At 72.7% G+C, this 14,286-nt stretch carries 20 protein-coding genes and 1 pseudogene; all 21 read left to right on the forward strand.

All coding sequences use genetic code 11. From position 1 onward, the window contains the following. Positions 1-2,493, forward strand: a pseudogene (locus GA0115233_RS41250) (ATP-binding protein); the annotation flags it as partial. Positions 2,494-2,712: 219 nt separating this feature from the next. Further along, entirely contained in the window at positions 2,713-3,489 is a 777-nt protein-coding gene (locus tag GA0115233_RS40725; RefSeq protein WP_011265260.1) for a hypothetical protein, read from the forward strand. A gap of 14 nt (positions 3,490-3,503) precedes the next feature. Further along, entirely contained in the window at positions 3,504-4,460 is a 957-nt protein-coding gene (locus tag GA0115233_RS29550) for a hypothetical protein (RefSeq protein ID WP_093723378.1), read from the forward strand. 2 nt (positions 4,461-4,462) lie between these two features. Continuing rightward, positions 4,463-4,654, forward strand: coding sequence for a hypothetical protein (locus GA0115233_RS29555; protein ID WP_011265262.1), 192 nt, complete (start codon positions 4,463-4,465; stop codon positions 4,652-4,654). 177 nt (positions 4,655-4,831) lie between these two features. Next, positions 4,832-5,026 (forward strand): hypothetical protein, encoded by a 195-nt coding sequence (locus GA0115233_RS29560; protein WP_011265263.1) that lies wholly within the window; start codon positions 4,832-4,834, stop codon positions 5,024-5,026. Between the two features lie 104 nt (positions 5,027-5,130). Next, the gene (locus GA0115233_RS29565; RefSeq protein ID WP_093723379.1) at positions 5,131-5,508 is read left to right on the forward strand and encodes a hypothetical protein; all 378 of its coding nucleotides are present in this window, start codon (positions 5,131-5,133) and stop codon (positions 5,506-5,508) included. Positions 5,509-5,630: 122 nt separating this feature from the next. Further along, a complete protein-coding gene (locus tag GA0115233_RS29570; protein WP_093723380.1) occupies positions 5,631-6,458 on the forward strand; it encodes a hypothetical protein in 828 nt (275 codons plus the stop codon). 122 nt (positions 6,459-6,580) lie between these two features. Next, entirely contained in the window at positions 6,581-6,826 is a 246-nt protein-coding gene (locus GA0115233_RS29575; protein ID WP_011265266.1) for a hypothetical protein, read from the forward strand. Between the two features lie 74 nt (positions 6,827-6,900). After that, positions 6,901-7,548, forward strand: a complete 648-nt coding sequence (locus tag GA0115233_RS29580; protein ID WP_011265267.1) for a hypothetical protein — start codon at positions 6,901-6,903, stop codon at positions 7,546-7,548. A gap of 36 nt (positions 7,549-7,584) precedes the next feature. Continuing rightward, positions 7,585-7,758, forward strand: coding sequence for a hypothetical protein (locus tag GA0115233_RS29585; RefSeq protein ID WP_011265268.1), 174 nt, complete (start codon positions 7,585-7,587; stop codon positions 7,756-7,758). 11 nt (positions 7,759-7,769) lie between these two features. Beyond that, positions 7,770-8,558: a DUF6919 domain-containing protein gene (locus GA0115233_RS29590; RefSeq protein ID WP_141689584.1), complete on the forward strand. Its 789-nt coding sequence runs from the start codon at positions 7,770-7,772 to the stop codon at positions 8,556-8,558. A gap of 102 nt (positions 8,559-8,660) precedes the next feature. Further along, the gene (locus GA0115233_RS29595; protein ID WP_093723381.1) at positions 8,661-8,879 is read left to right on the forward strand and encodes a hypothetical protein; all 219 of its coding nucleotides are present in this window, start codon (positions 8,661-8,663) and stop codon (positions 8,877-8,879) included. 89 nt (positions 8,880-8,968) lie between these two features. Continuing rightward, complete coding sequence (locus GA0115233_RS29600; protein WP_011265271.1) at positions 8,969-9,592, forward strand: GGDEF domain-containing protein; 624 nt, start codon at positions 8,969-8,971, stop codon at positions 9,590-9,592. 23 nt (positions 9,593-9,615) lie between these two features. Next, positions 9,616-9,801: a hypothetical protein gene (locus GA0115233_RS29605; RefSeq protein WP_011265272.1), complete on the forward strand. Its 186-nt coding sequence runs from the start codon at positions 9,616-9,618 to the stop codon at positions 9,799-9,801. A gap of 81 nt (positions 9,802-9,882) precedes the next feature. Further along, positions 9,883-10,500: a hypothetical protein gene (locus tag GA0115233_RS29610; RefSeq protein ID WP_011265273.1), complete on the forward strand. Its 618-nt coding sequence runs from the start codon at positions 9,883-9,885 to the stop codon at positions 10,498-10,500. Then, positions 10,497-10,817 (forward strand): hypothetical protein, encoded by a 321-nt coding sequence (locus GA0115233_RS29615; protein ID WP_093723382.1) that lies wholly within the window; start codon positions 10,497-10,499, stop codon positions 10,815-10,817. Before GA0115233_RS29610 ends, GA0115233_RS29615 begins: the two co-directional genes overlap by 4 nt. 2 nt (positions 10,818-10,819) lie before the next feature. Further along, a complete protein-coding gene (locus tag GA0115233_RS29620) occupies positions 10,820-11,587 on the forward strand; it encodes a DUF7739 domain-containing protein (protein ID WP_093723383.1) in 768 nt (255 codons plus the stop codon). Continuing rightward, a complete protein-coding gene (locus GA0115233_RS29625; protein WP_093723384.1) occupies positions 11,584-12,144 on the forward strand; it encodes a hypothetical protein in 561 nt (186 codons plus the stop codon). The genes GA0115233_RS29620 and GA0115233_RS29625 overlap by 4 nt, the downstream gene beginning before the upstream one ends. A gap of 92 nt (positions 12,145-12,236) precedes the next feature. Further along, positions 12,237-12,779: a hypothetical protein gene (locus tag GA0115233_RS29630; RefSeq protein WP_093723385.1), complete on the forward strand. Its 543-nt coding sequence runs from the start codon at positions 12,237-12,239 to the stop codon at positions 12,777-12,779. Between the two features lie 101 nt (positions 12,780-12,880). Next, positions 12,881-13,444 carry a Uma2 family endonuclease gene (locus GA0115233_RS29635; protein ID WP_093723386.1) on the forward strand — a complete coding sequence of 188 codons (564 nt, stop codon included), beginning with the start codon at positions 12,881-12,883 and terminating at the stop codon, positions 13,442-13,444. 259 nt (positions 13,445-13,703) lie between these two features. Beyond that, entirely contained in the window at positions 13,704-14,111 is a 408-nt protein-coding gene (locus tag GA0115233_RS29640) for a hypothetical protein (RefSeq protein WP_093723387.1), read from the forward strand. Positions 14,112-14,286: the final 175 nt, after the last annotated feature.

Here is a 14,286-nt window from a genome sequence, read left to right on the forward strand (position 1 = left end):
CTGCGCGTCTCCTTCGCCGAGGCGACCGCGCTGATGGAGGCGCTGCACCGGCTGAACATCGTCGGCCCGTCCGAGGGCTCCAAGGCCCGCGACGTCCTCGTGAAGACCTGGGACCTGCCCCAGCTCCTGGAGGACCTGAAGGCCAACCCGCCGGCCCCGGTCCGCCCCGCCGACGACGGCAAGGTGGTCACCCTCGCCGAGTACCGCGCCGCCGAGGCCCCGACCGTGGAGATCCCCGCCGCGCCGATCCCGGTCGTCGACTTCACCAAGGCCGACCCCGACGTGCTCGTCGAGGAGGTCTACGACCAGGAGGCCGACGAGGAGGACCAAGACGAGGACGAGGTCCTGGTCGTCGAGGACGACGACGAGGAGCCGGCCGCCCGCAGGCGGCGGGACGACGAGGACTGGGAGCCGAACTTCCGGGACCGGCTGCGCGAGCTGCCGCAGGTCCCGGCGACGTTCCGCTCGAAGGCCGCCTTCACCCAGGCCCTGCGCGACCTCGGCAACGACGCCAAGCACGGTGCCTTCCACGCGCTGACCCACTCGCCCAAGTACGCCGGGCGCGAGGTGAAGCGGGCCGCGAAGTTCTACGGCCGCAGCACGGGCAACCTGGCCCGCTGGGTGTACGCCCGCGAGCACAAGCTCCTGGTCCAGCAGCAGTGGGCGGCCAAGCAGAAGAACGCCGCGCTTCTGCTGTCCACGACCAAGAACCTCTACAAGGAGCGCACCCGCCGCGCCCTCAAGGCCGGCGGCCTGGTGCTCGCCGCCGCGGTGGTCACCGCGATCGAGTTCGGCGCGATCTGGTACTTCAGCCCGGACTGGCTGCGGCCCTTTGCCTGGGGCCCGGCCCTGGCGACGCTGACCACGCTGGTCGGCATCGGCGCCGTGTGCGAGCGGGTCTACAACAAGGTCACGCCGGTCGACGCCGACGAGGACTACGAGGCGGACCGGGCGGACGACGAGCCGTTCCCGATCGCCGACGCCCGCTCCCGTGCCGAGGCCGTCGACTGCGTGCGCCGCACGCTCGTCTCCAAGGGCATCGACGTCGGCGCGGTGCTCCAGCCGCACCGGCACAAGTGGGGCTGGGAGGTCACGGTGCGCCAGAAGTCCGGCACCCCCGCCGAGCTGGTATCCAAGGCCCCCGACATGGAGACCCCGCTCGGTCTCGGTGTCGACCGGCTCCTGGTTCAGCCGCACAAGAACCTGCGCTCCGACTCCACCCTGCGCCTGGTGATGCGCAACCCGTTCGCCGGCATGGGCGAGCTGGAGAAGGTGAAGCCCGGCTCGCTGAGCATCACCGAGCCGCTGCTGATCGCCCGCCGCATGGACGCCAAGCCGTTCCTGCTGCCCGCGCTCGGCAGCCATGTCCTGGTCGTCGGCGGACCCGGCTCGGGCAAGTCGATGCTCCTGCGGGCGATCGGCTCGCGGATCTCCGACTGCTATGACGCCCAGCTGTGGGAGGCGGACCCGGTCGGCCCCGGCCTGGACGCTCTGGGGCCGGCGGTCGCCCGCAAGGCCCGCACCATGCCGCAGATCGAGGCGCTCCTCGAGGACGCGCTGAAAATCGCGAAGGCCCGAGCGACGAACATTCTGGCCTGGGGACACGGCGACAACTGGCGGCCCTCCGCCAAGGAGCCCGCCCTGGTCGTGATGCTGGACGAGTACAAGTCCCTTTCCGCATACGCGAAGGAACTGGTCATCGAGATTTTCGGCGTCGGCCGGAAATCCCGCGTCACCGTCATCATCGGCTCGCTGTACGGCACCGCCGACGCCATCGGCGAGGCCATTGCCGGTGCGGTCGCGGTCCGCATCATGCTCCCGTGCCGCCACAAGGACATCGAGCTGGTCTTCGGGGCCGGCGCGGGCGCGCAGGGCTGGCGCCCGGACCGACTGCACCCGCTGGTGGAGGGTGAGGACCCCGACGACTCCGACGTCGGCTGCTGCTACATCATGGGCGGCGGTTCGAAGGAGCCCCTGATCTACCGGTCCTACCCGCTGGCCCCGAAGGAGGCGTACGCCCGCGGCGTGGCCCGCGCCAAGGTCGGTCTCCCCCAGCTGGACCGCCGCTCGCTCAAGGCCGCCGGGGTCACCGCCCCCGAGCTGCCCAAGGCGGACGACGTCCCGGCCCCGGAGGAGACCGAGGCCGCCGAGCCGGAGGCGCTGGCGCTGGAGGACCCGGCGCTGGAGCTGCTGATGGACGTCCTGGACGGCATCGACGCGGTCGGCGCGATCAACCGCGACGGCAACGGCCGGGGCCACCTGGACACCCTCGCTACCTGGCTGGCGGCGGAGTACCCGGACGTCTACGGCGACTGGGACCAGGCCCGGCTGTCCAAGGAGCTGAAGGCCGCCGGCGCCAAGGTCCACGGCTCCGTCCGCGTCGGCTCCGAGGGCCCGCGCTCCGGCGTCAAGGGCGAGGAGATCGCGGAGCTGATCAAGGAGGCGCAGGACGCCGCCGAGGCCGCCGCGGAGGGCGAGAGCCCCGAGTCCTGACTGTAGAACCGCAGGTCAGCGGCCTCTACGTGCCTCTCTACACCCCGCTCTACACGCCGGATCAGCTCTACGTAGAGCAGGCGAGAGAGCGCCCGAGAGACCCCCGTAGAGGCCGCTGACCTGCGAAGACGCCGCTGTAGAGCGGCTGTAGCGCGTCCGAGAGGCCCGAAAGGCCCGGAATGCGCCCCAACCCTTTCTGATCTTGAAGGAGGCCCCGCGATGGGCGACGCCAGCACCGCCCGGGCCCGCACGGCCCCCGCCGCTCGCAAGTCGGCGGCCGCCAGGACGGCGGCACCCCGCAACGCCGCGAAGAAGGCCGTCCCGGCCGCCCGGACGCCTCGCAAGGCCGCAGCCCGCAAGACCACCGCCCGCCGGCCCGATCCGGCCCCGACCGAGCCGACCGCGCTCGCCGAGGCGATCGCCGCCCGCCAGGCGCAGCCCGGCTTCGACGCCGACGCCCTGCTTGCCAACTCCGCCCCCACCGCCCCGCGCAAGACGGTGCCCCGCAAGGCGGCGGCCAAGAAGACCGCCGCGAAGAAGACCGCGCCCGCCCCGGCCGCCAAGAAGGCGCCGGCGAAGAAGACACCGAGGAAGGCCGCGGCCAAGAAGCCGGTCAAGCGGCCGTCCGCGGCGAAGGCCGGCACGACCCGGGCGAAGAAGTTCACCCGGGTCGTGAAGTACGCCAGGAAGCACCCGTTCACCGCCTCGCTCGCCGTGCTCCTGGTCGTCACCACCGTCGCCTGGCGCGGCGTGAAGGGCGGCGGCCGCCTGATCCGCAACGGCGTCGCCAAGGCGTGGGCCAGGGGCGAGGACGACCGGCTCAACCGCCGGGCCGCCAAGCAGGCCGCCGCGGTCACCGCCGCCGGGCACAAGGGCTGCCCGGCCTGCAAGGGAACCGGCGTCCTGCCCAAGCACAACGCCGACGGCACCTGGGCCGGGTCGGTCCGCTGCACCCCCGCCGCCGCCCGGCGCGCCGCCGCCCGGCGCAGCGCCTGACCAGGGAGAACCCCGTGCAGGAATGGAGTACCGACACCCCTTGGGGCGTCATCACCCCGTACATGCTCATCGTCGAGGGCAAATGGCGCCTGCGGGACGTCATCGGCCCCTTCTTCGGCGAATACGTCACCTGCCCCTTCTGCGAGAACCAGAAGGGGCTGAAGTTCGAGACGGACTCCAGCCGCCTCGGCGAGATGTGCGACATCACCTGCCCGCCGCCGTGCGGCCGGACGTTCCAGATCCTGGAGATCACCGGCTACGACCTGCAGCAGCGCCTGGCCTTCCTCGCGGGCGAGGAGACCGACCCGGCGTGGGAGGCGAAGATCCTCGCCGAGGACCCCGACCAGCGCAGCGGACCGCAGCCGCCCGGCACCGACGACGACCGCCTCGCTGCGGCGACCAGCTCGGCGGCCGCGCCGGAGCCCAGGACCCCGCCCGCCCGGGAGACGGCGGCCCCGCGGATGCGGACCGCCCGCCGCGCCCGGTCCGAGAACCACGGCGTCGTCGTCGGCCGGGGCGAGACCGTCACTGGCCCGGTCCGCGCCACCGCCGGCAGCACCACCGGCAAGCGCGCCCCGGCCCCGAAGACTGCGGGCCGCGCGACTCGCCAGGCCGTCGACGAGGCGACCCGCCCGACGCCGGGCACTCGCGTCTACCGCAATGACGGCGTCGTCAACACCGGCCTCCTGGTCGTCGGCGACAACAACCGCCAGGTCAACGTCCGCGCCGACGGCAAGGGCGGCGGCCAGGTCACCGTCAACGGCCAGCCGGTCACCTCCGGCGGCCGAATACCCCGCAAGGTCGCCGCCCGCGCCGAGCGTGCCGTCCGCGACGCGCAGCGCCAGGCCGGGCAGGGCGCCGGCCCCGGCGAGGTCCGCATCCACGGCGAGAACAACAGCGTCGTCACCACGACCACCAGCGGCGACCAGGTCCAGGTCACCCGCACCAGCAGAAGGAAGAAGGAGGACTAGCCGTGCTGACCGTCTCCGCCGTCGTCGTCTTCGTGCTCGCCGAGGCCGGACTGATCTGGAAGGGCGGCCTGAAGTTCTGGCACGCGGCCATCTGCAACATCGCCGCGCTCTACCTGGCCGCCACCTCCATGGGCCCGTCGCTGTACGGCGGGCTGGAGAACGCAGCCAACATGCTGAGCCAAATCCGTTTCTAGTCGCGTCGCAATTCCGCTAGCGGAAAAGCTCAGCTTAGTGATAGCCGATCTGACGGATTACCCGCTGAGCGGCAAAGCGACCGGCAAAGCTCACCTTTCCCAGTCCCTGTCAGCGATCGCTGACAGGGACTTCGTCCGCTCCCACCTCGCGCAATGCAACGGAAGGAGCCCCTTTTCGTGGGCGTCAAGTACGTCATAGTCGAGCCCGATCCGCCCGGCTGGTGGGCCCGCAACAAGTTCAAGACCGTCGTCGTCCTGGCCGTGGCCGCCGTGTTCTACCTGCACGGCCGTGACGGGCAACCGGCTGACAATCCCCAGCCGAGGCCCACGCCGAATCCGTCGGCGAGTACCAGCCGCAGCGCGGCCCCGTAGCCCGGCCGATCCCGCCGGCCCCGGAGCGCTCTCACCGTTCCGGGACCTGGCGGGGACGCCCGGTCACCCCGACCGGCGCCCTCCGTCCGACGAAGGAGAGCACCGTGTCCGTCGCCGACTTCCTCGCCCGCCTGCAGGGCAAGCGGCCCGCGTTCGACACCACCGACGAAGTCACCCAGCTCCTGGACGACCAGTACGAGCGGATCCGCGACACCCGCCTCCCGCTCCACCTCCAGCGCGCCGCGCACCTGGAGCGACTCCTCAGCTTCCAGCCCGGCCTGGTCGACGCCCGCGGCGCGGCCGCCGACCTCGCGCTGCACGCCGAGGCCCTCATCACCGCCGCCCGCTCGGGCGGGCACGAGGACCTCGCAGAGCGCCTGGTCGACGCCGCCGAAGCGCTCAACGAGGCGGTCTCCCACCTTGCCGCGGCCGCCCACGCGACCGTCCCCGTCCCGCAGGTCCCCCTCGTGCACGCCGCCTGACCTGCACAAACAAAAAAAGGCATCCTCGAAAGATGCCAACCCCTAGAAATGCATCCTTCGAGGATGCATTATGGATGTGCGGGGGCCACCCGGTCCCCGCACTCTCCGACCAAGGAGCAGCCTTGAGCAGCGAGAAGATCCACGTCATGAACACCGCCGGCGCCATCGAGCTGGACCTGTCGGTCTCCAACGGCGCGGTCAACGTCACCGTCGACCCCAAGGCCGTCTACGGCCGGGTCCGCGTCCACACCGCCGCCGCCGAGGGCCCGGTCGCCGACGCGGTGAACGACACGAAGTTCACCGAGCACGGCAACAAGCTCACCGTCTCCGTCCCCGACGACCTGGCCGGCGGGATGGGCGGCACCAACGTGGTCCAGATCGGCGGCAGCACCTTCAGCTTCGGCGGCGGCGTGGTGAACACCGGCTCCATGACCGGTGTGACCATCAGCGGCGGTGACATCTGGGTCGGTGGGCAGCGCGTCGTCTCGGGCGGCCGGGTCGTCGCCGAGCAGGGCGCCACCGTCGGCGGCGCGACCGGCACGATCACCGTCGACGTCGTCCTCCCGGCCGGGTCCTCGCTGGCCGTGAGCACGAAGAACGCCGAGACGACCGTGCGCGGCGACCTGGAGGCCATCCGCTTCGACGCCCGCAACGGCTCGCTGCAGGCGGGCGGCGTGAAGGTGCTGGAGGCGGAGACCCACAACGGCTCCGTCCTGGTCGACATCGTCGACGAGGAGCTGGAGGCGAGCACGCACAACGGCTCCATCACCATCGGCGCCTACAACGGCCGCCGCGGCTCCGCTCGCACCCACAACGGCGACGTCACCATCAGCGCCACCCCGGCCTCCTCCGGCCGCCTCGCCGCCCGCACCCACAACGGCAACATCCGGGTGCGCGGCGCCGGTCACCTGGACCTGAAGACGTCCACCCACAACGGCCGCGTCTGGTGACTTCGCCCCGGGGTGGCCGCCTCTGGCGACCAAACCTCACCGGCCACCCCGGGCCTCCCAGCCCGCTCCAAACGGAGCGGGGGGCAGACACATCGTCCCTCGAATCCCGACTGGAGCCAGCCATGACCCCGCGTCCCGACGACCAGGCCCGCACCGAACTGCGCGACCTGGTCGCCAAGGCCAAGCAGCGTCGCGAAGAAGAGCACGAGCGCGTGGAGACCGAGTTCTGGCAGGAGATCGACCGCCTGCAGAGGCGGTACCACGGCGCACAGCAGGACATCGCCGACGCCCTGGACGTCAAGCGCAACCAGATCCTGCGGCAGACCAAGCGCTACCGGTCCGCCGGCCAGGACGCCGTCACCGACTGACCCCGGACCGCCGTCCGGTCCGGCCCTCCCCGGGCCGGACGGCCCCACCGGGGAGACGCCCCGAGGAGCATCCGATGCCCCAGTTCCCCCCGGCCCCCGGTGAGATGCCGGCCCCGAGGACCCCCGCGACCTTCCTGCGCGAGCACGCCGCGTACGCCACCACCGCCGTCTCCGCCGGCACCCTGCTGACCCTGGCGAGGATCTGGAACGAACAGGGTGCCGAGCACAGCGTCGGAGCCGCGGCCCTGATGCTGGCCTTCGGCGGCGCGTCCGGCTTCTTCGCCATCCGCCTGGACGACCCCACCGCGCAGGCCGTCTTCGCCTCCGGCGCGATGACGTTCGGCGCGCTGTCCGTCGGCGTCTACTCCGACCCGATCACTCCGGCCCTGATCATCTGGGCCGTCGCCCTGATCGCCTCCTGCGTGCTGATCGGCCGCTCCCACCGCGACGACCACCGCGTCCAGCGCGCCCACCTCAACAACCTGGAGGTGCGGAACCTGGAGCGCTCCGCCGACCTGACCATCGCGAAGGTCAACGCCAAGGCCACGGTGGAGGCCGCCCGCGAGCAGAGCGCCGCGATGGCGGCCCTCGAGGAAGCCCTCGCCCACCGCGCCGCCCTGGACGAGAACGGCGCCGTCGACCCGATGGCGATGCTCCGGGCCACCGGCCAGCTCCCCAAGCTCTCCGTCGTCCACGACGACACCGAGCGCCGCACCGCCTGAACCCGCCCGCCACCCACCCTGAACAGGAGAAACCTGATGGCGAGCCACAAGGCCCTCAACCCGCCGAAGGGCGAGTGCAAGCAGTGCTGGCTGCACGCCTACGACAGCCGCGAGCAGCACAAGCACCTCAAGCCGCGCGAGGACTGCCCGGCCTGCGTGGACCACATGCTCAACGGCCACGGCAACATGATCGTGGGGGCCGACCGATGAAGCTCCCCTGGATGAGCCGCGCGGACAAGCGCCGCTGGCGGTCCGCCGAGAACCTTCAGGACCTCGGCGCGCTCGTGGCGTCCTGGCTGATCGGCGACATCGCCAGCCAGCCCGGCTACCAGCCCCACTGCGGCCCCGACGAGGAGACCCGGCACCTCATCCCGGTGCTCGTGGCCGTCAACCGGCTCGGCTACGTCACCGACGGCTCCCAGCCCGGCCACAACGGCTTCGGTGTGAACGGCCACTGGTGGGAGCAGCGCGCCGCCGTCTCCGGCCTGGTGGACGACCCCGAGCTGCGCGATCGCCTGGTGGCCGCCGCCGAGGTGGCCGGCCTCACCGTCGTCCAGCACGACCTCACGCCCCGACGCCACGCCGAGGGCGTGCCCGTCACCCGCTGCCTGGGCCGCGTCCACACCCGCTTCGGCGGCTTCCTGTCGGCCCGTCACCTGCGCGGCGTCTGGCAGCCGGAGATCATCGGCCGCCGCGCTTTCGAGAAGGTCACCGCCGCGTGGCAACTCACGCTCATCGACCCCGAGTGGGGCCGTGACGACGTCCTGTGGGAGGCCCTGGCGGAAGTCGTGCGCCGCTACCGCCTCGAAGACGTCGAGCGGCAAGCCCGTCTGCGCCGTGAGGCCCTGACCCACGAGAACCTCTGCCGCCGCTACGCGAACCCCTTCCTCGCCCGGGGCCTGGTCCAGGAGTGGCACGACGAGAAGGTCCAGGCGGCGATCGAGGAGGCGAAGCTCAGCGGCTGCACCGACGCCGACATCGCGCTGGTCGTCGGCTGCGAGTGCGACTGATCTGCCCCTCCCCCGTGCCGACCGGCGCCGCGACGGGCCGGGCGGTGCGGGGGACCGGACAGGCCGGTCCCCGCAGAGATCAGCACGAAGGAGGTGGACGCCATGGCGTACTGGGAGATCAACGTCCCCACCGTCGACGCAGAGCAGCGGAAAGGCGTCCAGACGTTCACGTACAGCGCCGAGCGGTACCCCCTGCAGCTCCTGGCCAAGCGCCAGGCCCGCAAGGACGTCGACAGCCCCGAGGCCATCCGGCACCGCCGGGGCGCGACCGCCGACACCGGCGCCATGAGCGTCGTGTGGCACGACACGTACCAGTTCTGAATCCGCCCCGGGGCGACCGTCCTACGGCCAAGCAGACCGGCCGCCCCGGGCCCTTCCACCCCGTACGAGACGAGACGGAGAGCCCCATCATGACGCACCCGGAGACTGTCTTACAGCTCCTCGCCCCGCTCCTGGCGGGAGGGTGGGCGCTGCACGCGCACCGCCTCTACCAGCGTCTGCACCGCGGCCGGAAGGACCCGCTGACCGGGCTGCTCACCCGTGACGGCTGGACCCGCGCCGCCGAGCGCGTCATCCGCCGGCACCCCGGCGCGACGGTCCTGCTCGCCGACCTCAACGGCTTCAAGGCCGTCAACGACCGCCATGGCCACGACGCGGGCGACGCCGTCCTCGCGGCCGCCGGCGAACGGCTCGCCGCCTGGTGCGGCAAGAACGGCGTAGCCGGGCGGCTCGGCGGAGACGAGTTCGTCGCGATCCTCACCGATGACACCCGGCTCCCGGACCGGATGGCCGACCTCGCCGAGACTCTGCGCCAGCCCGTCGGCCACCACGGGCTCCAGCTGCGCGTCGGTGCCTCCATCGGCGCCGCCCGGCTCGCCGAGCTGGACACCCCGACCCTTGCGGCCGCGCTCAAGGCGGCCGACACCGCGATGTACCGGGTCAAGGGCCGCACCCGCCGGGGCCGCCGCCTGCTGGCCCCCGCCGCGGCCGCCGTCCGTCGGCGCATCCCGCAGCGCTTCCGCCTCGCCGCCTGACGCGATCCGAGAAGACGGAACCCATGCGCAAGCGCACCTACCGCTTCACCGCCCAGGTCAGCGACGGCAAGCACCACGACGGCGAGTCCGTCGGCACCGTCAAGGCCAGCTCCGAGACCGAGGCCCGCCAGGCGGTCGCCGACTGGGTCCGCCAGGACGGCGCCCGCAAGGGCCGCACCTGGACCGCCCTCCGCATCGACCTGGCCTGATCGCACCCGGGGCGGCCGCACCACGACCAAGCAGCCGGCCGCCCCGGCCAGCCCATCCCATCCGGAACAGGAGAACCCAGCATGTCCGACCGTTCCCGCGCCATCGAGGGCCTGGCCCTGGTCGCCACCCTCACCAGCGTCTTCGGCGAGATCCACCCGCTCTGCGACCAGGTCGTGCAGAACTCGCACGACGCATCGACCAAGGGGATGCACGGCTCCCACCTGGTCTACGTCAACGACGGCTCCCCGGTGGAGGAGAACCCCTGGCGGCACGGCAAGGAGGGCCGCACCTGCACCGCCAGCGCCTACGGACGCCGCTCGGTGACCCGGCACGTGGCCAGCTACACCGCCGTGCAGCTCGCCTCCACCGTCGCCGTCACCCGCACCCTCGGCTACCGGGTCCCCGTCAGCGCTCTGCTGACGGGCGCCGCGATCAACGCGATCACCCACGGCGTCATCGACCGCCGGGACCCGCTGCTCTGGCTTGCCCAGAAGGCGGGCAAGACCGGCTACATCAAGCACGCCACCGTCGTCCGCAAGGCCGGCGGCGAGGGCACCGAGTACCCCGCGCCCGTCCAGGACGTCTCCGGTCCCGGCACGGCGCTCATGGAAATCGACCAAGCCGTACACCGAGCGGTCGGCGTCGCCGCCGCCCTGGTCACCGCCTGGATCACCCTGCGCAAGGGCGGCCGCCGGTGACCGGCACCGAGACGGCCAAGGCCCGCGCCGCGATCGCCCTCGGCATCGACAAGCTGCGCGAACTCGCCCTCGGCGACACCGCCGACCACCAGGACCAGGCCGACGTCCTCAAGGCCCTCTACGACGACACCGACCGCGACAACAGCGTCCTGGTGCAGCTGTCCGACCTGCTGAGCGACCTCGGCGTCACGCTCTCCGACCAGGGCGCCGAGGACGCCGCCGACGACCTCGGCGAGGCCGCCGCCTACATCGGCGACAACGCCGGCCTCCGCCTGCACCGCGCCCACGCCTCCCTCACCAGCTCCCAGGAGGGCTGACCATGACGACCATCACGATCACCTCGTTCGGCACCGGCCACCCCGACGCCCCCTGGTCCGCCAACCCGGTCGTCGTCGACACCAAGCCGCTGCGCAACCCGCCCCAGGACCCGGCCGTCCGCGCCCGCATGACGCAGATGACCGGCCTGGACCGCGACGTCGCGTTCTACGTGATGACCACCCCCGGCGCCGAGCGCCTGGTCGAAGACGCGCTGCTCGCCGTCTACGACCGGCTCGTGACGGCACCGGACACCGACGTCGACGTCCATGTCTCGTGCGTCGGGGGCAGGCACCGCAGTGTCGCGGTCAGCGAGGAACTCGCCTCCCGGCTGCGCGCCCTGGACGCCGTCACCGCCGACGTACAGGTCGTCCACCGACACATCGACCAGCCGATCCTGCCGCGCCTGAGTGACCGGCTGCACGAGACCCACGGCCGCTACTGGGTGGTCAGCCACGCCGAGACCGGCATCAACACCCGCTTCTCCGAGAAGGCCGTCGCGCAGATGACCCGGCAGGCCCCTGACACCCTCGCCGACTTCTTCACCGCTCAGTTCCTGCAGATCCACCGAGCTGCGCACACGGACCTGCCCGCGCCGCTCGCCTACAGCCCGCAGGAGGCCGCCACGATGGCGGACACCCTGCGCCAGCTCCGGGCCCTGTTCGGTGTCCCATCCCGCCACGCCGACCTCGCCGACCAGCTCGCTGCCCACGCCGACCGCGCGGCCGCCGCCGGCGAGACGTGGACCTGGACCAAGGAGGTGTCCGTATGACCCCGCGGGCGATCCTCACCCCGAGGACCGAGCCGGTCGGCACCGACGGCTTCACCCTGCGCGAGCGGTCCTGGAAGCGGGAGGCCGACAAGCACGTCGCCGCGCTCAACGCGCTGCTCGCCGAGCGCGGCGCCCCGATCCGCTTCGCCTTCCCGGCCCCGGTCGCGGTGCCGTTCGAGGGACCCGGACCCGACGAGGCGTACGCCGGGGCGGCACCGCTGGACGACGAACTCGCCGACGTCCTGGCGCTCTCCACCGCACTGCTGCAGGCCGCCCGCGCCGGCACCGACGACGTCGCCGACGAGCGGGAGCTGCTGCTGCGCCGGGCGGCGCTGCTGGACCGGCTCGCCCTGGCCGCCCCGCACGACGCCACGGCGCAGAGCCGGGCCATCCGCGAGGCGCACATCCTGATGACGTTCGACGTCGTCCACCACTGCGGACGCGGCCCGTTCGCCGCCGACTCCATCGAGGCCGACGGCGCCGGCGGACCGCGCGCCTACGTCCGCCAGGAGTACGCGGCCTGGCACGCCCCGATCGCCCCGGGCGAGGGCATCTGACCAGTTCGTCCCCGCACTGTCACAGCGGCACGACACAGTGAAGCCCGGGGTCGTCCGAACCGGCCCTGGGCTTCACCCATGAAGGGAACCAGATGAGCACCCCGACCACCGACTCACCCGCCCGGATCCGCCGCATCTACGACGGCCACGCCGGTCTGTACGCCCCGAGCGTCGTCGACGAGGCCGCCGCCTTGCTGGACGCCTACCTCGCCACCGCCGAGCAGCACGGCCTGGACCGCAAGGCCGCCGACGACGAAGGCTGGCTCGCCCTGGCGGCCGCCGAGGCGGTCGCCAGGAAGTACCGCCGCCCGGAGTCCGAGCGGACTTCCGCCGAGCTGGCCGAGCTGTCCGCCGCGCTGCGCGCCGCACTGACCGCCGAGGGCCTGGAGGTCGTGCCCACGCCCGTCCGTATGGGCGTCGGCGTCGCCCCGCTGCCTGGCGGCCCCACCTGGGGCACGGCCGGCGGCCTGGCGGTCGCCCTGTACTCGGACAGCGGGTGGGAGCTGATGCTCAACGCCACCCGCACCACCGCGCACTCGATCTGCGCCCCGGTGACGGAGGCCGGGGCCGCCGAGGTCGCCCGGCTCGTGCACGGCGTGCTGCGCGGCGACATCCGTGACCCGTTCCGCCGATGACGCCGCCCGATGACATGTGACCGCGCCGGACGGTCCCAGGGGAGACAGCGGCCACCGCGCCGGGTCACACTGGAGACCGTCCGGGAGGAGGTGAAAGGACCGTGAGTGTCGCCTACAGCCACGCCGGACCCTGGACGCTGGACGCCGTCCTGGCGCTGCCCGAGGACACCACGCAGCGCGTCGAGCTGGTCGGGGGGCAGCTGATGATGAGCCCCGCGCCCGGCCTGCCGCACCAGCGCGCGTCGCACCGCCTGCACGTCCTGCTGGAGCAGGCCGCCGAGGCCGCCGGCGCCGACGTCGAGGTGTTCGAGGGGATCAACGTCATCGTCCCGGACGGGCTGCTCATCCCGGACCTGGCCGTCATCGACGCGGCGGCCGCCGAGGAGTCCCCCGTGGCCGTCCCCGCACAGGACGTGCTCGCCGTGGTGGAGATCGCCTCGCCGTCGACGAGGGTCACCGACCGCAAGCTCAAGCCCGCGCTGTACGCCGCGGCGGGCATCGAGCACTACTGGCGCATCGAGCTGGAGCCCGCCCCGCGGCTCCTGGTCGGCCGCCTGCAGAACGGCTCCTACGCCGATCTGCCGCCGTTCCTGGCGGGCGCTGTCGCCCGCGTCGACGAGCCGTTTCCGGTCGCGTTCGACCCGGCGTCCCTGTCCCGCAGGTAGCCTTCCGCACCGCACGTCCGAGGCCCCCGTGCTGATGGTCCCCTCCATCAGCACGGGGGCCTCTTTGCGTTTCCGGGCCGGGTCGGAAATCTGACCCGCCGCCGGGCACCGGGCCCGCCAGGCGGAGCCGAAAGCAAGATCGTTGCCCGCCAGGCGGGAGCGGACGAAGTTCCTCGCCCCGAGGCCGCCCGGGATGCCGTAGGCCGGGGAAGGCTGCGTGATCCCGCGCCGCCGACTCTGTGGAAGGAACCGCCCTCCGATGTCAGAGATCTACAACCCGGACCCCGGGTCCGTCGCCACGCTCGCCGAGGCGCTGCACGAGCTGGTCGCCACCCACGGTCCCCTGGCCGAGCGCGAGACCGCCGACTGGCGGCTCCTCCTGGTGCCGGCCGCCGCCGACGTCGCCCCGCCAGGGCCGGTCACCGTGACGCTGTCCGTCGGCGCGGAGGTCACCCGCGTCGAGGTGGCCCGGCCCGCCGACGACACCGACGACATCGAGGAGAACCCGTACGAGGTGCCGCTGCCCGCCGAGATCGTGCGGCCGTTCACGCGCCTGCTGATGGACCTCGTCTATACCGAGGAGCAGTCGGCCCCCGGACCCGCCCGCGGCGTGTGCCAGCTGTGCGGCGGCCAGGGCCACGCGCTGTCCATCTGGCGGCCCCGCTGAACGCCCGCCGGCCGTCGCCGTGCGGCACGCCGCGCGTGCCCCGCACGGCGGCCGCGGCCCTCTATCACACACCCCCTGGACCACGGTCTGACGCGCGCATTCCCGGCGTCCGATTTCGCCTTGACCACCGCACCCCTGTACCGCGCTTCCAGCGCAGGTCAGCAGTGAAAAACCG

It is taken from the genome of Streptomyces sp. DI166 (assembly GCF_900091315.1).
Taxonomy (GTDB): Bacteria; Actinomycetota; Actinomycetes; order Streptomycetales; family Streptomycetaceae; genus Streptomyces; species Streptomyces fuscus.